The 17,749-nt window shown below is 71.8% G+C and carries 19 protein-coding genes; 8 read left to right on the plus strand and 11 right to left on the minus strand.

Features of this window, described 5'->3' with window-relative positions:
* Positions 1-73: 73 nt before the first annotated feature.
* The 3 genes from ACH4G3_RS32235 to ACH4G3_RS32245 all read left to right on the plus strand — a co-directional run bounded on the left by ACH4G3_RS32235 (position 74) and on the right by ACH4G3_RS32245 (position 5,766).
* A complete protein-coding gene (locus ACH4G3_RS32235; protein ID WP_397627821.1) occupies positions 74-1,156 on the plus strand; it encodes a S1 family peptidase in 1,083 nt (360 codons plus the stop codon).
* A 192-nt stretch (positions 1,157-1,348) separates the two neighbouring features.
* Complete coding sequence (locus tag ACH4G3_RS32240) at positions 1,349-4,786, plus strand: DNA polymerase III subunit alpha (protein ID WP_397627822.1); 3,438 nt, start codon at positions 1,349-1,351, stop codon at positions 4,784-4,786.
* A complete protein-coding gene (locus ACH4G3_RS32245) occupies positions 4,783-5,766 on the plus strand; it encodes a DNA polymerase Y family protein (protein WP_397627823.1) in 984 nt (327 codons plus the stop codon). The genes ACH4G3_RS32240 and ACH4G3_RS32245 overlap by 4 nt, the downstream gene beginning before the upstream one ends.
* A 16-nt stretch (positions 5,767-5,782) precedes the next feature.
* Here the strand turns inward: ACH4G3_RS32245 and ACH4G3_RS32250 are convergent, their stop codons facing one another.
* Positions 5,783-6,157: a cupin domain-containing protein gene (locus ACH4G3_RS32250; RefSeq protein ID WP_397627824.1), complete on the minus strand. Its 375-nt coding sequence runs from the start codon at positions 6,155-6,157 to the stop codon at positions 5,783-5,785.
* A gap of 79 nt (positions 6,158-6,236) precedes the next feature.
* On the opposite strand from ACH4G3_RS32250, the gene ACH4G3_RS32255 reads away from it, so the two are divergent.
* Positions 6,237-6,683: a MarR family winged helix-turn-helix transcriptional regulator gene (locus ACH4G3_RS32255; protein ID WP_397627825.1), complete on the plus strand. Its 447-nt coding sequence runs from the start codon at positions 6,237-6,239 to the stop codon at positions 6,681-6,683.
* A gap of 171 nt (positions 6,684-6,854) precedes the next feature.
* Entirely contained in the window at positions 6,855-7,715 is an 861-nt protein-coding gene (locus ACH4G3_RS32260; RefSeq protein ID WP_397627826.1) for an esterase/lipase family protein, read from the plus strand.
* Between the two features lie 109 nt (positions 7,716-7,824).
* Here the strand turns inward: ACH4G3_RS32260 and ACH4G3_RS32265 are convergent, their stop codons facing one another.
* A complete protein-coding gene (locus tag ACH4G3_RS32265) occupies positions 7,825-8,859 on the minus strand; it encodes a lytic polysaccharide monooxygenase auxiliary activity family 9 protein (protein WP_397627827.1) in 1,035 nt (344 codons plus the stop codon).
* Between the two features lie 182 nt (positions 8,860-9,041).
* Here ACH4G3_RS32265 and ACH4G3_RS32270 point away from each other — a divergent pair, with 182 nt between their 5' ends.
* On the plus strand, positions 9,042-9,491 hold the full coding sequence (locus tag ACH4G3_RS32270; RefSeq protein ID WP_397627828.1) for a GNAT family N-acetyltransferase: 450 nt from the start codon (positions 9,042-9,044) through the stop codon (positions 9,489-9,491).
* 30 nt (positions 9,492-9,521) lie between these two features.
* On the opposite strand, the gene ACH4G3_RS32275 is transcribed toward ACH4G3_RS32270, so the two are convergent.
* The gene (locus tag ACH4G3_RS32275; protein ID WP_397627829.1) at positions 9,522-9,656 is read right to left on the minus strand and encodes a hypothetical protein; all 135 of its coding nucleotides are present in this window, start codon (positions 9,654-9,656) and stop codon (positions 9,522-9,524) included.
* A 139-nt stretch (positions 9,657-9,795) separates the two neighbouring features.
* Between ACH4G3_RS32275 and ACH4G3_RS32280 the strand changes: the two genes are divergently transcribed.
* Positions 9,796-10,467 (plus strand): class I SAM-dependent methyltransferase, encoded by a 672-nt coding sequence (locus tag ACH4G3_RS32280; RefSeq protein ID WP_397627830.1) that lies wholly within the window; start codon positions 9,796-9,798, stop codon positions 10,465-10,467.
* Here the strand turns inward: ACH4G3_RS32280 and ACH4G3_RS32285 are convergent.
* Both ACH4G3_RS32285 and ACH4G3_RS32290 read right to left on the minus strand, forming a co-directional pair.
* The gene (locus ACH4G3_RS32285; RefSeq protein ID WP_397627831.1) at positions 10,426-10,926 is read right to left on the minus strand and encodes a ribonuclease FAU-1 family protein; all 501 of its coding nucleotides are present in this window, start codon (positions 10,924-10,926) and stop codon (positions 10,426-10,428) included. The genes ACH4G3_RS32280 and ACH4G3_RS32285 overlap by 42 nt on opposite strands.
* Positions 10,907-11,833 (minus strand): GNAT family N-acetyltransferase, encoded by a 927-nt coding sequence (locus ACH4G3_RS32290; RefSeq protein ID WP_397627832.1) that lies wholly within the window; start codon positions 11,831-11,833, stop codon positions 10,907-10,909. Before ACH4G3_RS32290 ends, ACH4G3_RS32285 begins: the two co-directional genes overlap by 20 nt.
* A gap of 71 nt (positions 11,834-11,904) precedes the next feature.
* On the opposite strand from ACH4G3_RS32290, the gene ACH4G3_RS32295 reads away from it, so the two are divergent.
* A complete protein-coding gene (locus ACH4G3_RS32295) occupies positions 11,905-12,273 on the plus strand; it encodes a GntR family transcriptional regulator (protein WP_397627833.1) in 369 nt (122 codons plus the stop codon).
* 8 nt (positions 12,274-12,281) lie between these two features.
* Here ACH4G3_RS32295 and ACH4G3_RS32300 read toward each other — a convergent pair whose 3' ends face one another.
* The 6 genes from ACH4G3_RS32300 to ACH4G3_RS32325 form a co-directional block, all read right to left on the minus strand.
* The gene (locus ACH4G3_RS32300) at positions 12,282-13,055 is read right to left on the minus strand and encodes a DUF72 domain-containing protein (protein ID WP_397627834.1); all 774 of its coding nucleotides are present in this window, start codon (positions 13,053-13,055) and stop codon (positions 12,282-12,284) included.
* A 63-nt stretch (positions 13,056-13,118) separates the two neighbouring features.
* Positions 13,119-13,514 carry a hypothetical protein gene (locus ACH4G3_RS32305; RefSeq protein ID WP_397627835.1) on the minus strand — a complete coding sequence of 132 codons (396 nt, stop codon included), beginning with the start codon at positions 13,512-13,514 and terminating at the stop codon, positions 13,119-13,121.
* 100 nt (positions 13,515-13,614) lie between these two features.
* Entirely contained in the window at positions 13,615-14,709 is a 1,095-nt protein-coding gene (locus ACH4G3_RS32310; RefSeq protein WP_397627836.1) for a DUF5925 domain-containing protein, read from the minus strand.
* A 76-nt stretch (positions 14,710-14,785) separates the two neighbouring features.
* Positions 14,786-15,586: a polysaccharide deacetylase family protein gene (locus tag ACH4G3_RS32315; RefSeq protein ID WP_397627837.1), complete on the minus strand. Its 801-nt coding sequence runs from the start codon at positions 15,584-15,586 to the stop codon at positions 14,786-14,788.
* Positions 15,579-16,568: a glycosyltransferase family 2 protein gene (locus ACH4G3_RS32320; protein WP_397627838.1), complete on the minus strand. Its 990-nt coding sequence runs from the start codon at positions 16,566-16,568 to the stop codon at positions 15,579-15,581. The genes ACH4G3_RS32315 and ACH4G3_RS32320 overlap by 8 nt, the downstream gene beginning before the upstream one ends.
* Entirely contained in the window at positions 16,565-17,386 is an 822-nt protein-coding gene (locus tag ACH4G3_RS32325; RefSeq protein WP_397627839.1) for a glycosyltransferase family 2 protein, read from the minus strand. Before ACH4G3_RS32325 ends, ACH4G3_RS32320 begins: the two co-directional genes overlap by 4 nt.
* Positions 17,387-17,749 lie beyond the last annotated feature (363 nt).

Consider the following 17,749-nt stretch of genomic DNA (forward strand, 5'->3'; position numbering starts at 1 on the left):
CTCGTCAACAAAGCCTTCCGGTTCGCGAGGTCCCCACAACCTCTCGGGCCGACCCCCCACAGGAGGACGTGAGTTGAAGCACCGACGCATACCCAAGCGGCGTGCAGCCGTGGCAGGTGCGGGCATCGCCGCACTGGTCGCCGCGGGAGTCACCTTCCAGACTGCGAACGCGAGCGAGACCCCGGAGGCCTCCGCGCCCCGGACCCTGTCGGTCGCGGCGGCCGGAAAGCTCGCCTCGACGCTGGCCGAGGACCTCGGCGCCGACGCGGCGGGCACGTACTACGACACGAAGAGCAAGAGCCTCGTGGTGAACGTGCTCGACGAGGCCGCGGCCAAGGCCGTCGAGAAGGCCGGAGCCAAGGCGAGAGTCGTGGCGAACTCTCTCGCCGAACTGAAGAGCGCCCGCGGCACGCTGAAGCAGGACGCGACGATCCCGGGCACCTCCTGGGTGACCGACCCGACCAGCAACAAGATCGTCGTCACCGCCGACCGTACGGTGTCCAAGGCCGAGTGGGCGAAGCTGACGAAGGTCGTCGACGGGCTCGGCGCGAAGGCCGAACTCCAGCGGACGAAGGGCGAGTACAAGCCCTTCATCGCCGGTGGCGACGCGATCACCGGTGGCAGTGGCCGCTGCTCGCTCGGCTTCAACGTCGTCAAGGGCGGCGAGCCGTTCTTCCTGACCGCGGGACACTGCACCGAGGGCATCTCGACGTGGTCGGACTCCAGCGGCAAGGAGATCGGCACCAACGCGGACTCCAGCTTCCCGGACAACGACTACGGGCTGGTCAAGTACACCGCGGAGGTGGCTCACCCGAGTGAGGTGAACCTCTACAACGGCTCGACGCAGAAGATCACGGGTGCCGCCGAGGCGACGGTCGGCATGGAGGTCACCCGGAGCGGCTCGACGACCCAGGTGCACGACGGGAAGGTCACGGGGCTGGACGCCACCGTGAACTACGGCAACGGCGACATCGTGAACGGTCTGATCCAGACCGACGTGTGCGCGGAGCCCGGTGACAGTGGCGGCTCGCTCTTCTCGGGCAGCAACGCGATCGGGCTGACGTCCGGTGGCAGCGGTGACTGCACGTCCGGCGGGGAGACGTTCTTCCAGCCGGTGACGGAGGCGCTGTCGGCGACCGGGACCGAGATCGGCTGAGTTCCGGGTTCCAGGTTTGCGGAGTCCCGCCCCTTGTGTGAGGGGCGGGACTCTTCTTTTTGGTGTTTCCGCAGGTGGGGCGGGGTCGAGTGGATGTCGCACATGTATTCGAGAATTGGTCTATGGTGGGGGTGAGGTCGTTGGGAACAGATGTTCGAGAGCCGGTGTGGTTCACGAGTGCGGGAGGTGCGTGTGCCGGGGTTCACGCATCTGCACACCGTCTCCGGATTCTCGTTGCGGTATGGAGCCTCGCATCCGGAGCGGCTGGCCGAGCGTGCCTCCGAGCGGGGCATGGACGCCCTGGCCCTCACTGATCGCGACACGCTTGCCGGTGCCGTCCGGTTCGCCAAGGCATGTGCGAAGGCGGGAGTCCGTCCGGTGTTCGGGGCGGAGCTGGCGGTGGCGGGAGCGGAGCGCCCCGAGCCCGGGCGGGGGCGGCGCCGTACTCCGGTGCGCGGTGGCGCCTTCGTCGACGAGTCCGCCCCCCGGGTGACCTTCCTCGCCCGGGACGGCGCCCGTGGCTGGGCCGGGCTGTGCCGGCTCGTCTCGGCGGTGCACGAGGGAGAGGGGACGCCGCTGCTGCCCTGGGAGCGCAATCACGCCGAGGGTGTGACCGTGCTGCTCGGGCCTGATTCGGATGTGGGGCGTGCCCTGGCCGCCGGGCGTCCCGACCGTGCGGCGCGGCTGCTCGTGCCCTGGCGGGAGGTCTACGGCGACGCCCTGCGGCTGGAGGCCGTCTGGCATGGCCGGAAAGGCACGGGGCCCGGCTCCCTGCGGCTGGCCGCCCGGACCGTCGGCTTCGCCGCCGAGCAGCGGATCCGGCCCGTGCTCAGCAACGCCGTACGATACGCCGACCCGGGGCTGGGGCCGGTCGCCGACGTGCTGGATGCCGCCCGGCGTCTGGTGCCCGTCGACCCGACCAAGGAGCTGGACTCCGGTGAGGCCTGGCTCAAGGGGGCGGGGGCCATGGTCGGGGTGGCGGAGCGGATCGTGGAGGCCGCGGGGTTCCGGCGGGACACCGCTCATCGGCTGGTCGAGCAGACGGAGGCCACCGCCGCCGAGTGCCTGGTCGATCCCGAGGACGATCTGGGGATCGGCACCGTCCACTTCCCCGAGCCCCATCTGGTCGGCGCCGACCGTCGTACCGCCCAGCGGACACTGGCCTCACGGGCGGCGGCGGGGATGGTGCTGCGCGGGTACGACCGGCGGCGGGAGTACTGGGAGCGGATGCACCATGAGCTGGACATCATCGCCCATCACGGCTTCGCTTCCTACTTTTTGACCGTGGCCCAAGTGGTCGACGATGTACGGGAGATGGGTATCCGGGTCGCCGCTCGGGGGTCCGGGGCGGGATCGCTCGTCAACCATCTGCTCGGTATCGCGCACGCCGATCCGATCGAGCACCGGCTGCTGATGGAGCGGTTCCTGTCGAAGGAGCGGGTCGTGCTGCCCGACATCGACATCGACGTGGAGTCCGCGCGCCGGCTGGAGGTCTACCGCGCGATCATCGACCGGTTCGGCACCGAGCGGGTCGCGACGGTCGCGATGCCGGAGACGTATCGCGTGCGGCACGCGATCCGTGACGTGGGGGCCGCCCTGTCCATGGATCCGGCCGAGATCGACCGGGTCGCCAAGTCCTTTCCCCATATCCGGGCGCGGGACGCCCGCGCCGCGCTGGAGGAACTGCCCGAACTGCGTGCGCTGGCGGGGGAGAAGGAGAAGTACGGGAGGCTGTGGGAGCTGGTCGAGGCGCTGGACGCCCTGCCGCGCGGGGTGGCCATGCATCCGTGCGGGGTGCTGCTGTCGGATGCCTCGCTGCTCGCGCGTACGCCGGTCATGCCGACCAGCGGCGAGGGCTTTCCGATGTCGCAGTTCGACAAGGACGACGTGGAGGACCTCGGGCTGCTCAAGCTGGACGTGCTGGGGGTGCGGATGCAGTCCGCGATGGCGCACGCGGTGGCGGAAGTGGAGCGGGTGTCGGGGGTGAGGGTCGATCTGGACGGGCTGTCGCCGGGGGATCCGGAGACGTACCGGTTGATCCGCTCCACCGAGACGCTCGGCTGCTTCCAGATCGAGTCGCCGGGGCAGCGGGACCTGGTCGGGCGGCTCCAGCCGGCCGGCTTCCACGATCTCGTCGTCGACATCTCGCTGTTCCGGCCCGGGCCGGTCGCCGCCGACATGGTGCGGCCCTTCATCGAGGCCCGGCACGGACGGGCGCCGATCCGCTATCCGCACCCGGACCTGGAAGAGCCGCTGAAGGAGACGTACGGGGTCGTCGTCTTCCACGAGCAGATCATCGACATCGTCGACATCATGACCGGCTGCGGACGCGGTGAGGCCGACCGGGTGCGGCGCGGGCTGTCGGATCCGGAGTCGCAGGGGCGGATCGAGGTGTGGTTCGCGCAGCACGCGGCGGCGAACGGCTATGACGCGGAAACGATCCAGCGGACCTGGGAGATCATCGAGGCCTTCGGATCGTACGGCTTCTGCAAGGCCCACGCGGTCGCCTTCGCCGTACCGACGTACCAGTCGGCGTGGCTGAAAGCGCATCATCCGGCCGCCTTCTACGCGGGGCTGCTGACTCATGATCCCGGGATGTACCCGAAGCGGTTGCTGCTGGCGGACGCGCGGCGGCGCGGGGTGCCGGTGCTGCCGCTGGACGTGAACAAGTCGGGCGTCGCACACCGTATCGAACTGGTGTCCGGTAAATGGGGGCTGCGGCTGGCGCTCTCCGACGTGCACGGCATCAGTGAGGCCGAGGCGGCGCGGATCGCCGAGGGGCAGCCGTACGCCTCGCTGGTCGACTTCTGGGAGCGCGGCCGGCCCAGCCGTCCGCTGGCCCAGCGGCTCGCGCAGGTGGGAGCGCTGGACGCGTTCGGTGCCAACCGCCGTGACCTGCAACTGCATCTGACCGAGCTGCACCGGGGCGCGCGGGGCGCGGGCGGCGGCCAGCTCCCGCTGGCCGGCGGGCGGAAGACCGCACCGGCCGGGCTGCCCGACCTCACCTCGTCGGAGCGGCTCAGCGCCGAGCTGGGCGTGCTGTCCATGGACGCCTCGCGCAATCTCATGGACGATCACCGGGCTTTCCTCGACGAGCTGGGCGTGGTGTCCGCGCGTCGGCTGCGCGAGGCCCGGCACGGCGAGACGGTGCTGGTCGCGGGCGCCAAGGCGGCCACCCAGACGCCGCCGATCCGGTCCGGCAAGCGGGTCATCTTCTCCACCCTGGACGACGGCACGGGCCTGGTCGATCTCGCCTTCTTCGACGACTCCCACGACGCCTGCGCCCACACCGTCTTCCACTCCTGGCTGCTGCTGGTGCGCGGAGTGGTGCAGCGGCGCGGCCCGCGCAGCCTCAGCGTGGTGGGCGCCGCCGCCTGGAACTTCGCGGAGCTGCTGGAGGTGCGCCGGGAGGAAGGGCTGGAGGGGGTCGCGGCCCGGTTGGCCGGTTCCGGTGATTCCGGTGACGGCGAGGGGCCGGCGGGCTCCGCGGACCAGGATCCGGCGGAGCAGCGGAAGATCCGCATGCCCACGGGGTACGAGATGCACCCCTGGGCCGATCTGCGTCCCGCGGGCGAAGGGCCCGCGGTGGGAAGAAAGTTGTGGCACCAGAGTCCGGGGAGTGCGGGATGACCATCCTCTGCGTACGTTTCCAGCTGCCTCCGACGCGCGAGGCCGACCTGCCCCGACTGCTCGGGATGCTCGAGGAGTTCACCCCCGTCGTCCAGGCCCTGCCACCGGACGGGGCGCTGGCCGACCTGCGGGGCGCCGAGCGGTACTTCGGGCGGGACGCCCTCCAGCTTGCCTCCGTGATCCGGGTCCGGTCGCTCGCGCTGTACGGCGTCGACTGCGTGATCGGTGCCGGGCCCGGGCCGATGCTGGCCCGCGTGGCGCTGCGCGACGCCGTGCCCGGGGTGACGTGTGCGGTGCCCGAGGAGCGGGACGCCATCGCGGAGTTCCTCGCGGACAAGCCCGTCGCCGCGCTGCCCGGCGTGGGCGCCGCGACCGCCCGTACGCTGGACGACTACGGCCTCGACACCCTCGGCAGGGTCGCCGCCGCGCCGCTGTCCACGCTCCAGCGGCTGATCGGCGCGAAGGCCGGCCGCGAGCTGCACGAGAAGGCCAACGGCGTCGACCGCGGCCGGGTCGTACCGAACGCCGTCTCCCGCTCCCTCGCCACGGAACGCCCCTTCGGCCGCGACGAACTGGACCCGGACCGCCACCGCCGTGCCCTGCTGTCGGCCGCCGAGGAGATCGGTGCCCGGCTGCGGGCCCTGGACAAGATCTGCCGCACGCTCACTCTCACCGTGCGCTACGCCGACCGCTCCGCCACGACCCGCAGCCGCACGCTGACCGAGCCGACCGCGCACTCGCCGGACCTGACCAGGGCCGCGTACGGCATGTACGAGGCGCTCGGCCTGCAACGCGCCCGGGTCCGCGCGATCGCCCTGCGCGCCGAGGGGCTCGACCCCGCCGACCGGGCCTCCCACCAGCTGACCTTCGACCCCGTGGACGAGAAGGTCCGCCGCATCGAGGAGGTCGCGGACCGCGCCCGAGCGAAGTTCGGACCGCGGGCGGTGATGCCCGGGGGACTAGGGGGACTGGCGGCGTAGATCCTTCTGCGTGACGTCAGTTGGCCCACGGCGGCACGATGCGCGTGCCGTCGGCGAGCCGTGCCTCCAGGCCGATCGAGGTGGTGACCCAGGAGTACGCGGTCCGATCGGTGGGGTTCTCGACGGCCAGGGTGGCGCCGGGGTTGATGATGACCGTGTCGCCCGCGGCGATCCGCTCGGTGCGGCCGTCGAGGGTGATCAGCAGTTCCCCGTCGAGCAGATGGAAGATCTCCTCCCGGTTGACGGTGTGCGCCGGCGCCTTGAGGCCGGCGGGAATCTCACCGCGCCAGGCGCACAGCTCCTTGCTGCCGCTGCGCGGGGTGGCGTACGAGACGAAGCGGGCGCCGTGGATCTCGTGGGTGACGGCTTCGGATGAGCGGACGATGGGCACGAGGCCTCCAAGTAGTCAAGCTGCTTGACTATATGGTCAAGCAGCTTGACCATCGCGTCAAGGGTGTTTCAATGCATGCGTGCAGAACTCCGAGGCCATGGCCCTGTCCGCCGCCCTGCTCGCCGTCGCCGGCGGGCTCACGCAACGCATCAACGAGGGTGTGATCGCGCGCGGATTCGAGGGGTTGCGGCCCGCGCACGGCTTCGCCTTCGCCCGGCTCGCCCCGGACGGCGCGACGGTCACCGACCTGGCCGCCCACCTCGGGGTGACCAAGCAGGCGGCCAGTCAGCTCGTCGACGAAATGGTGCGCAAGGGGTACGCCGAGCGGCGGCCGCACCCGGAGGATGCCCGGGCGCGGCTGGTGGTGCTGACCGGGCGCGGGTGGGCCTGCACGCGGGCGGCGGAGGAGGCGGCTGCGGAGGCCGTGCGGGAGTGGGGGGATGTGCTGGGGGAGACGGAAGTGCGGGCGCTCGGGGGGCAGTTGCTGCGGATCGCTCCGCGCGGGCCCATCCGGCCTGCCTGGTGAAGGGGCGTCAGGTGGGTCCGCTGCCGTCGGTTACCACTGGAAGTTTTTACTGACACGTAACTTCCCTGTTTGACTACCCGCTCGTAACTTGACGAGTGAACAGCATCCCGTGATCCGGATCACAGGGCGTCGTGCCGTCGCACCTCCCTTGAGCCGCAAGGAGATCACCCGATGCTGCCCTGGAAACGAGTGCTCAGACCCCTGGCCGCGCTGCTGCTGACCGCCGCGGCCGTCACCGTCCCCGCCACCTCCGCCCGGGCCGCCGGCGCACCGAGCTCCGGCTGGAACGACTACTCCTGCAAGCCGTCCGCCGCCCATCCCCGCCCCGTCGTCCTCGTCCACGGCACCCTCGGGAACTCCGTCGACAACTGGCTGGGGCTCGCCCCCTATCTGAAGGTCCGGGGTTACTGCGTCTTCTCCCTCGACTACGGACAGCTCGAGGGCGTCCCCTTCTTCCACGGCCTCGGCCCCGTCGAGAAGTCGGCCGTCCAGCTGAAGGACTTCGTCGACAGGGTGCTCGCCACCACCGGCGCCGCCGAGACCGACATCGTCGGACACTCGCAGGGCGGCATGATGCCCCGCTGGTACCTGCGGTTCCTCGGCGGCGCCGCCAAGGTGAACGCCCTGGTCGGCATCGCGCCCAGCAACCACGGCACCGACCTGAACGGCTTCACCCGCCTGCTGCCGTACTTCCCCGGTGCCGGGGACCTGCTGGCGGAGACGACCCCGGCCCTCGCCGACCAGGTCACCGGCTCCGACTTCCTCAAGCGGCTCAACGCGGGCGGCGACACCGTGCCCGGCGTGCGGTACACCGTCATCGCCACCCGGTACGACGAGGTCGTCACGCCGTGGCGCAGCCAGTACCTGGACGGGCCGGACGTGCGCAACGTCCTGCTCCAGGACCTGTGCCCGGTCGACCTGTCCGAGCACGTGGCCGTCGGGCTGCTGGACCGGATCGCCTTCCACGAGGTGGCCAACGCGCTCGACCCGGCTCGGGCCAGACCCACCACCTGTGCGTCGGCGCTCGACTGACACGTGTACATGTGCCGGGGAAACGTTTCGGGGCCTGTCCGGCCTGAGCCGCCGGACAGGCCCCGAGTCATGGGCAGCGGCCCCGGTCAGCGGCCGTGCCGGGCGCGGTTCAGCGGCGGCCGCCTACCGCCCGGCGCCGGGCCGACAGGAACACGGCCGCCGAGCCGAGCGCCAGCGCGGCCGCGCCGCCGATCGCGAGGTACGGGGTGCTGCCGTCGCCGCCGGTCTCAGCGAGGTTCTCCGTGGGGCCGGCCGCCTTCGGCTGGCTGGGGGCGTCGGCCTCTGCGGGCTGCTTCGGGCCGGCGTCTGCCTCTGTGGGCCGGTTCGGGTCGGCGTCGGCTTCTGTGGGCCGGTTCGGGGCGGCGGCCGGTTCGGCCGAGGTGCTGGGGTCGTTGTCGCCGTGGCCGTGGTGCTCGATGGTCGACTTGTCGTTGCCCGCCTCGATCTGCTCCTTGGTGGGAGCGGAGGCCGTCGGGGCCGGGGCGGCGCCGCCTGCCGCGCTGTCGCCGCCGCCGAAGGTGACGTCCGAGCAGGAGTAGAACGCCTCCGGGCTGTCCGACCGCTGCCAGACCGCGTACAGCAGCTGCCTGCCGGAGCGTTCGGGCAGGCTGCCGGAGAAGGTGTAGAAACCGCCCGTGGCCGCCGGGTCGGTGGCCGTCGCGACCGGGTGCTCCAGATCCAGGTCGTTCCAGGCGAGCGGCTCGGCCGGGTCGTAGCCGGGCTTGGTGATGTACACCTTGAACGTGCCCTTGTGAGGGGCCGTCACGCGGTATCTGAAGGTGTGCGAGCCGCTGCGCACGTCGGTCGCCGGCCAGTCGGCGCGGGCCAGGTCGAGCCCCTTGAACTGCTCGTTGTTCGCGCTGCACAGCTTGCCGTCCGGGATGAGCCGCTGGTGCCGCCCGCCGGCGTCCCCGATACGGATGCCGTTCCAGTCGTAGAGGGCCTGTGTGCCGCCCGCCGCGACCGCCGCCTTGCACGCGGCCGACTCCGGGCTCTCCGGGCCCTCGGCGTAGCACTGCGAGACCCGGCTGACCGGGTCGCCCATCGAACCGTGCGCGGCCGCCGGCGTGGCGGTCAGCCCGGTCAGGGCGAGCGGGAGGGCGCCGAGGGCGGCGACGGTGACTGCCGTGCGGCGTGCGGGCATGCGGGAACTCCTCGAGACGGTACAGGGGAACAGGGCCGGGCCCGATCGGGCCGGATCCCGTGGGGTGATCCGAAGCTAGCCCCTGAGAACCGTGGAATCGCCTGCTGAGGGCGGGCGAGGGAGATCCTTATGGCCGCGTTAAGGGAGCGCTCAGGCTGGCATCAGGTAGGTACCGTCGCGGCATGGCAGACGAGGAGATCCGGCCGGCCGTGGTTGCCGACGTAGCGGTCGTCGCGGACGTGATCGACGCGGCCTTCCGCCCCTACATCGAGCGCATCGGACAGACGCCGCAGCCCATGGAGGAGGACCACGCGGCCAACGTCGCCGCGGGCAAGGTGTTCGTGACGGGCGAGCCCGTGACCGGCCTCGTCGTGGTCGAGGCGTTCGAGGATCATCTCTTCCTCGACACCATCGCCGTCCACCCCACCGCGCACGGCAGGGGAGTGGGGCGGCGGCTGCTGCGGTTCGTGGACGCACACGCGCGTGCGCTCGGCCTGCCCGAGGTCAGGCTCTACACGAACGCGCTGATGTGGGAGAACCAGGAGATCTATCCGAAGTACGGCTATGAGTTGGTGGAGCGACGACTGGACGGGCCATACGACCGCGTGCACTACCGCAAGCGGCTGCTCTGACGCGTGTGTCTCATGATCGGTACCGGCCGCTCAGGCGTCCGGCCACCACGTGCGTGCGATGTCCTTGCGGACTTCCGGGCGTCCCGCGGGGCGCTCGTCGGTCTCCTCGCGGGCCCGGCGGACGTCCGTCTTCTTCAGGGGCTTCTGCACGGTCACACGGCGCATGGCTGCCTCCTTAAGGGTCTACCGGGTTCCGCGTTCTCACGGAGGTAGACCTTTCGGGGGAGAGTTCCTCATCGCTCCTGGTCTGTCAGTGGCGGCTGTCACGATTCGAGTGTCAGTGGCGGGTGTCACTCTTGGGCCCATGGCGAACGACAGTGACGGCATGACCTCGGCGAACACCGGCGCCGACGTGGACTGGGACGCGCGGGCGGCCTCCTTCGACGAGGAGCCGGACCACGGCCTGCGCGACCCGCAGGTGCGCCGGGCCTGGGCCGCGCGGCTGCGCTCCTGGCTGCCCGGGCGGCCGGGGGACGTCCTCGATCTCGGCTGCGGCACCGGCAGTCTGTCGCTCCTCGCGTCCGAGCAGGGGCACCGGGTGACGGGCGTGGATCTCTCCCCGGCGATGGTGGCGCTCGCCAGGCAGAAACTGGCCGGGCGTGACGCGGTGTTCCTCGTCGGTGACGCGGCGGCACCGCCGGTCGGGGAGCAGCGCTTCGACGCCGTCCTCGTACGGCACGTCCTGTGGGCCCTGCCCGACCCCGGCCGGGCCCTGCGGCACTGGGCCGGGCTGCTGCGGCCGGAGGGACGGCTCGTGCTGGTCGAGGGCGTGTGGGGGACGGTCGAGCCGGTCGGGATACCGGCGCGGCGGCTCACCGGTCTCCTCGCGCCGATCGCCGGACGGGTGAGCGTGGAGCGGCTGTCCGGCGATCCGCTGCTGTGGGGCGGGGAGGTGACCGACGAGCGGTACGCGGTGGTGGCCGTGCGCGGGGCTTCAGGCCAGGAGCGAGGTGAAGCCGTCGCCGCGGGCGAGTGACTCCAGTTCGTCGAGGGCGGCCAGGGCGGCTCGTGCTGCCCCGGGGTCCGACTCGGCGAGGCCGCTGTCGGCGAACTCGTCCTCGTCCAGGCGCCGTACGTCCGAGCCGTCCGCGGAGACCCACAGGTCCAGGTCGAGGTCCTCCACGACCAGCTCCGGGCCGGAGCGTGCGGCGGGGCGGGTGACGTCGCAGTACCAGCCCTTCAGCGCGCCCGTGGCGGAGCGGACCTCCTTCACCGCGTACCAGCGGTCACGCCAGTAGTACTCGGTGAAGACGTCCCCGGGCTCGAAGCGGACGAAGCCGAAGTCGCGGACGCCGCTGCCCGCCCAGGGGGCGCGGACCGCGACGCGGGTGCCGTCGTCCGTCAGGAGCTCTCCGGTGTAACGGATCTTCGTACGGCCCGCCTTGACGAGCACGACGTCGACCTGCCCGGACCGGTCAGCCGAGTTCGCGGACATAACGCACTTCCTTCGCGCAGATCTCATAACCGAACCACTTGTTGATGGCGATCATCGGTTCGTTGCCGGTGTCGTTCCCGGTGAACGCCTCCTTATACCCGGCGGCGCGGGCCCGGTGCAGGGAGTCGTTCTTGGCCAGCTTCGCCAGGCCCCGGCCGCGGAACGCCCGGGCGGTGCCGGTCATGGCCGTGCCGTAGCGGGTGCCGTCCGTGTACGCCACGCTGAAGGCGGCGGGGCGGCCGCCGACGACCGCGACCGAGGTCAGGTCGCGGTTGAGGAGCGGGTGCTTCCAGGTCTCCTCCAGCCAGGCCTCGTAGTCCGTGAACTCGGCCTCGATGTCGCTCGGTTCGTCCGACACCGTCTCCGCGTCCAGTTCGAACATCGGACGCGGGTCGTCAGCGTAGTCGGCGGCCGTGCGCAACTCGGTGCCCGCCGGCGGGTCCTGGCGGGGCGGCAGCGTGCCGGCTGCCAGGTCCAGGCGCATGAAGTAGGCGGAACGGCTGGCCCGGAAGCCGTGCCGCTCGGCGAAGGCCAGGTTGTCCGGCTCGTCCAGCACCCAGGCGAACAGCTTCCTGACGCCCAGTGCGGCCAGCCGCTCCTCTGCGGTGCGCAGCAGCAGCGAACCGGCGCCGCGCTGCCTGCGGTCGGGGCGTACGTAGATGTTGGCGGAGCCCTGGCCGGGTTCCGGGCTCTCGTGGGCGACGCTGATCTGGGCCGTGCCGATGATCTCGCCGTCCTCCTCGGCGACGAGCTGCCCGAAGTGGGCGTCCGGGTGGGCGTGGGTGAGCGTGTGCACCACGGACTCGGGGGTGGACAGCATGTAGGGCAGGGCGAGGCGGCGGGTATGGGAGAACCCCTCGGCGTCGGCTCTGACATCGGGTCGCAGGTCGCGCACGATCACGGTCATGGAGGCGCACGCTACGCGGGAGCGCGCCCGGGGTGCCTCCCATTTTCCGTCGGGTACGGGACAATCGGCCTGTGACCTTGAAGATCGACATCGACGACAGCGCTCCGCCGTACGAGCAGGTGCGGGCGCGGATCTCCGAGCAGGCCCGGTCGGGTGAGCTGCCGGTGGGGTACCGGCTGCCGACCGTGCGGGGCCTGGCCGAGTCCCTGGGGCTCGCCGCGAACACGGTCGCCAAGGCGTACCGGGCGCTGGAGGCGGACGGCGTGATCGAGACCCGTGGGCGGCACGGCACGTTCGTGGCCGCCGCCGGCCCGGCGGCGGACCGGGAGCTGGCGGTCGCGGCCCAGGCGTACGTGGAGCGGGCCCGAAGGCTCGGACAGGGGCAGGACGCGGCGCTCGCCGCGGTACGGGATGCCCTGCGCGCGGCTCACGGGGAGTAGGCCGTCGCTCAGCCGGCCCGCGCCGGACGGTCGGGTGTCCGGGTGATCTCCAGGCCCGCCGGCCTCCCCAGCCGCGCGAACGTCATCGCGTCCTCGACCGCCGCGCCCCCGGGGTCGTTGTTGAAGTACGCGTAGACGTCCTCGCCGCCGGACCAGGTCGTGGCGATGCGGTCGAGCCAGGTGGCCAGCGAGCGGCGGCCGTAGTGCGGCCAGGGCCGGGCCCGGCCCTGGTGGAAGCGGACGTAGCCCCAGTCGGTGGTGCGCCACAGCGGCGTCGCGGGGCGGGCCAGGACGTCGGCCCAGCACAGGGCCGCGCGCCGGGACTCCAGGACCCCGCGGACCTCCGGCGTCCACCACGAGTCGTGGCGGGGCTCGACCGCGACCCGGGTCGAGGCGGGGAAGCAGGCGAGGCAGGCGTCCAGGAGGCCCGGGTCGGCGCGCAGGTTGGGCGGGAGCTGGAGCAGCACCGGGCCGAGCCGGTCACCGAGGCCCGCCGCGTGGCTCATCAGGCGGTCGACCGGCTCCTCGGGGTCCTTGAGCCGTTTGATGTGGGTCAGATAGCGGCTCGCCTTGACCGCGACGACGAAGTCCGCGGGCACGCGGCCGCGCCAGTCCTCGAACGTCTCCCGGGCCGGCAGCCGGTAGAAGGCGTTGTTGATCTCGACGGTGGCGAAGTGCCCCGCGTACTCCTCCAGCCAGAGCCGCATCGGCAGCCCGGACGGGTACAGGACGTCCCGCCAGTCCTTGTACTGCCACCCGGACGTGCCGACGAACAGGGTCATATCCCTATCAAAGCACCACGCCCCGGGAGGGGTGGCAGTGGCGACCTTGTTCCTCCGGAGTCCCTACGCGTCGGCGCGTGTGTGGAAGCGGTAGAACAGCAACAGGAAGACGGCTGCCGTGACCAGCAGCGTCGTGATGACCACAGGACGGACGTCGTCGCCGGTCTGGCTGTAGAGGAAGCCCAGCGCGGCGCCGGCGAAGGCGGCCCGGAACAGGGCGTGCAGGGCGTGCAGGTCGCGTCTGAGGCGCCGGGTCACCTGGACCACGGCGATGCAGACGGCCATGAAGGCGAGCGCGCTCCACACACCCCACGCCAGATCCGGTCCGGTGATCGGACCACCGTGACGCCGGTTGACCGCCACCCAGTTGCCGTAGACGAGCCCGAGAACGACGGGCAGGACCCACCGCGCGAGGCGGTGGGCGGGTTCGCTGAACACGGTGGGTGCCGTGTGTGCCATCAGAGCCCTCCTCGTTCCGGCGGAGCGCGGTGCCGCCGCTCCGCACACCGTGGCACGCCTTGGTAACAGGGAGGTGAGAGGCGGTTGTGTGCGAAACGGGCTACAGGTACAGCCCCGCGTCCGCGCCCTCACGCGGCTCCGGCAGAGCCGTCGGGGACGTGCCCCGGCGCAGCGCGTACAGCTCGGCCAGTGTGGCGCCCTCACGGCCGACGCCTTCCTCGGTGCCGAGCCAGGTCACCGCCTCCCGGCGGGTCAGCGGACCCACCTCGATCCGGGCGAGGCAGCGGCCGGGCCGGACGACGGCGGGGTGCAGGCGCTCCAGGTCCTCGTTGGTCGTGACCCCGACCAGGACGTTGCGGCCCTGGCCGAGCAGCCCGTCCGTCAGGTTCAGCAGCCGCGACAGCGCCTGGCCCGCCGTGTGCTTGGCCTCGCCACGGATCAGCTCGTCGCAGTCCTCAAGGAGCAGCAGCCGCCAGCGGCCCTTGCCCGCCGCGTCCTCCTCGCCGATCGCGATGTCCATCAGATAGCCGACGTCACTGAACAGCCGCTCGGGGTCCAGGACGCAGTCCACCTGGCACCAGTCCCGCCAGGAACGCGCCAGGGTGCGCAGCGCGGACGTCTTGCCGGTGCCCGGCGGGCCGTGCAGGAGGAGGAGCCGGCCCGAGATGTCCTCGGGGGTCGTCTTCATCAGGCGGTCCATGGCGTCCGCCACCGGCGCCGTGTAGTTGGGCCGGACCTCGTCCCAGGTGCCCGCCGAGATCTGGCGCGTGGTGCGGTGCGGGCCGCGGCGCGGGGAGACGTACCAGAAGCCCATCGTGACGTTCTCCGGCTGCGGTTCGGGTTCGTCCGCCGCGCCGTCCGTCGCCTGGTCGAGGACCTTCTTCGCCAGCTCGGCGCTGGTCGCCGTCACCGTGACGTCGGCGCCCCGGTTCCAGCGGGAGATCAGCAGGGTCCAGCCGTCGCCCTCGGCGAGGGTCGCGCTGCGGTCGTCGTCGCGGGCGGCACGCAGGACCCGGGCGCCGGGCGGCATCAGCGTCGCCCCGGACCGTACACGGTCGATGTTCACCGCGTGGGAGTACGGCTGCTCGCCCGTCGCGAAGCGGCCGAGGAACAGCGCGTCGACGACATCGGACGGGGAGTCGGAGTCGTCGACGTTGAGCCGGATCGGCAGCGCCTCGTGCGGGTTTCCAGACATGCCGCCATGATCCGGCACGAGGGCGCCGCGTGCACCCGGTTTCCCGGTGCGCACGCGGCGTTTTCCCAGGTGCGGGTCAGGCCCCGAGGCGGGACACCAGCCGGCGCGCCTGGCGTGTCCTGCGGACCACGGCGTACCCCTTGGTGAGGGCACGGTCCCTGGCGAACGTACGGGCGATCGCACGGCCGTCGACCAGCCGCTCGAACTCGTCGGTGCCCGTGTCGCGGCGCACCGTCACGCGCCGCAGGGCGTACGGCCCCTGCGCACGGCGCGCGAGGCCGTTGCCGACGGCGAGGGCCTGGGCGTACCCGGTCTCGCGCACCGCCTGCCGGACCCGGCGGCTGGAGTAGCCGTAGGGATAGGCGAACGAGACCGGCACGGCGCCCAGTTGGTCCGCGACGATCTCCTTGCAGTGGATCAGCTCGAACCGCAGAGTGGCGTCGGAGACCTGGTCGAGCTGCGGGTGGCTGTGGCTGTGCCCGCCGATCTCGACGCCCGCCGCCGCGAGCTCGCGGACCTGGTCCCAGTCCAGCATGGTGTCCAGGCCGCCGCCGGTGTCGTACGGCCCCTGGATCCACCCGGTCGAGACGAACAGGGTGGCCGGGAAGCCGTGCTTGGCGAGAGCGGGCAGGGCGTGCCGGTGCACGCCCTCGTAGCCGTCGTCGAACGTGATGAGGACCGGCCGCTCGGGCAGCGCGCGGCCGGAGCGCCAGCACGCCGCCAGCTCGGCGGTGGTGACGGGGCTGAGACCCCGCCCGGCGAGCACCGCCATCTGCTCGGCGAACGCCTCGGGGGTCACGGACAGGGCGCGGGTCGCGTCGTTCGGGTCGGTCGCGACCGCGTGGTACATGAGGATCGGTACGCGGACGTCACTCACGGACCGCCACCTCCACTTCGGGCACCGAGAACGTGGTCCCGCCCCGGCGGGCCCGCACGCTGCCCACCACGTATCCGCCCGCCGCCGTCAGCACCCCGGCGACGATGGCCCCCGCCCGCCCGGCACCGCCCGGCCGGGCCAGCAGGGCGTCCCGCAGCCCCCGGGCCACCCCGGCCGGCAGGACCCGGGTGGCGTACCGGCGTTCGGACTCCAGTCCCTTGTCGGCGCCGACGCTGCGGGCCACCAGGGCCTTGGACAGGCCCTCGGCGTACGTGCGCGTCCGGAAGTAGCGGAAGTGCTCACGGGCCGCGGGCACCCGGTGGTGGATCACCGCCCGGTCGTCGATCAGCAGGACCGCGTCGGGCCGGGCCCGGCTGAGGCGGATGCACAGTTCCGTCTCCTCGCAGCCCAGCGGGCGTTTGTCGCCGTCCCGGCCGATACCGGTGGCGAAGCCCCCCGCCGCGTCGAAGGCGCTGCGGCGGAACGAGGCGTTGCCGCCCAGCACGTTGCGCACCCGGACCCGGCCGCGCGGCAGGCCGCGGTAGGTGCAGCCCACCACCCAGTCGAACTCCTCGGGGAACCAGGCCGGCCGCCGCCCCGACGCCCACACCGGCTCCGTACGCCCGCCGACCGCCAGCACACGCGGGTCGGCGTACGCCTCGGCGAAGTGCAGGAGCCAGTCGCGCTCGGCCACGGCGTCGTCGTCGAGGAAGGCGACGATCTCGCCGCGCGCGGCCGCGATCCCGGTGTTGCGGCCGGCGGACAGGCCGCGGGGGCCCGCGTTGGCGAGCACCCGCACGTCGTCGACTTCCTTGTACTCCTTGCCGAGACGGTCCAGCAGGGCCTGGTTGTGGTCGACGACCAGCAGTGTCTCCAGGGCGGGCCGGGACTGCGCCCGCACCGAGGAGACCGCCGCGAGGATGTCCTCCCAGCGGTCCTCGGTGTACGCGCAGATCACGACGGAGATGCCGGGACCGCTCAAGACACCTCTCCCCGGACCGGGTCGAGCATCGGCGACTGGGGCGAACGGCGGCGCAGCGCCCGGCGGTTGGAGCGCTCCTGCAGGATCACCCTGAGCACGCGCAGCCCGTCGCGCACGGCCCGCAGATTGCTGGTGCCGTGGATGCGCAGGTACTCGTGGCTCGGGATCTCCTGCACCTTGAGCCCGGCCTTGACGACCCGGATGTTCATCAGGGTCTCGACCTCGAAGCCGGTGCAGTCCAGGTCGATCTTGTCGAGGCAGTGCCGCCAGAACGCGTTGTAGCCGTAGCACAGGTCGGTGTAGCGGGCGCCGAACTTGCGGTTGACGACCGTGCACAGCGCCCAGTTGCCGAGCTTGCGGATGAAGGTCATGTCGTCCGTGCCGCCGCCGTTGGCGAAGCGGGAGCCCTTGGCGAAGTCCGCGCCGGAGACCAGGGCCGAGACGTACGACACGATCTCGTTGCCGTCCGCCGAGCCGTCCGCGTCGACCATCACGATGATGTCGCCGGTGCACGCCTGGAACCCGGTGATCAGGGCGTCGCCCTTGCCCTTGCCGCGCTGCTCGACGACCTTGACGTCGGGCCACAGCTCGCGGGCCACCCGGACGGTGTCGTCGGTGGAGTTGCCGTCGACCAGGACCACTTCATGGATCCAGTCGGGCAGGGTCTTGAAGACGTACGGAAGGTTCTCCGCCTCGTTCATGGCCGGGATGACCACGCTCACCGGCGGCGCTATGGCCAGGTGAGAGGAGACGGGCCGGTACTTCCCGGCGGTCGGCGGATGCTGCTCCGCCGCGGCCGGCTGCAGAACTGAGCTCATGAGTCTGGTCCCTCTCGTCCGGTGGACCGCCCCCCCAGGGCAGTCCGGATCCAGTCCGGTTCGAAAGGGGGGTTCTCACCCGTGGCACGCCGAGATGGAGCTTCGGGCACGCCGGGTGAGCTGGCAAAGCTGGCCGACAGCGGAAAACGGCAGCCGACCGCGCGGCACGGCCCGGAGACAGTTGCGGTCACCGAGCACGGCACCCCCCTACCGCGCCCCGCGCCGGTACGTCGCGGTCCTTGAGCCCTCCCCTAGAGCCGCGTACTGACGGACCGATGCGGGTGAGATGTATGACGGTATTGACGATTGAACCCGTATGGCAAGACCTGGAACGGCCCCTCACGTTTTTGTTGGTTTGGTCGT

It is taken from the genome of Streptomyces afghaniensis (assembly GCF_044327915.1).
GTDB classification, from domain to species: domain Bacteria; phylum Actinomycetota; class Actinomycetes; order Streptomycetales; family Streptomycetaceae; genus Streptomyces; species Streptomyces afghaniensis.

Bases quoted from the DNA above. Each gene is read 5' to 3' on its own strand.
- ACH4G3_RS32325 (WP_397627839.1), bottom strand. From the start codon at position 17,386: ATGAGCTCAGTTCTGCAGCCGGCCGCGGCGGAGCAGCATCCGCCGACC.
- ACH4G3_RS32260 (WP_397627826.1), top strand. From the start codon at position 6,855: ATGCTGCCCTGGAAACGAGTGCTCAGACCCCTGGCCGCGCTGCTGCTG.
- ACH4G3_RS32285 (WP_397627831.1), bottom strand. From the start codon at position 10,926: ATGTCCGCGAACTCGGCTGACCGGTCCGGGCAGGTCGACGTCGTGCTC.
- ACH4G3_RS32280 (WP_397627830.1), top strand. From the start codon at position 9,796: ATGGCGAACGACAGTGACGGCATGACCTCGGCGAACACCGGCGCCGAC.
- ACH4G3_RS32310 (WP_397627836.1), bottom strand. From the start codon at position 14,709: ATGTCTGGAAACCCGCACGAGGCGCTGCCGATCCGGCTCAACGTCGAC.
- ACH4G3_RS32300 (WP_397627834.1), bottom strand. From the start codon at position 13,055: ATGACCCTGTTCGTCGGCACGTCCGGGTGGCAGTACAAGGACTGGCGG.
- ACH4G3_RS32275 (WP_397627829.1), bottom strand. From the start codon at position 9,656: ATGCGCCGTGTGACCGTGCAGAAGCCCCTGAAGAAGACGGACGTCCGC.
- ACH4G3_RS32245 (WP_397627823.1), top strand. From the start codon at position 4,783: ATGACCATCCTCTGCGTACGTTTCCAGCTGCCTCCGACGCGCGAGGCC.
- ACH4G3_RS32305 (WP_397627835.1), bottom strand. From the start codon at position 13,514: ATGGCACACACGGCACCCACCGTGTTCAGCGAACCCGCCCACCGCCTC.
- ACH4G3_RS32265 (WP_397627827.1), bottom strand. From the start codon at position 8,859: ATGCCCGCACGCCGCACGGCAGTCACCGTCGCCGCCCTCGGCGCCCTC.
- ACH4G3_RS32270 (WP_397627828.1), top strand. From the start codon at position 9,042: ATGGCAGACGAGGAGATCCGGCCGGCCGTGGTTGCCGACGTAGCGGTC.
- ACH4G3_RS32290 (WP_397627832.1), bottom strand. From the start codon at position 11,833: ATGACCGTGATCGTGCGCGACCTGCGACCCGATGTCAGAGCCGACGCC.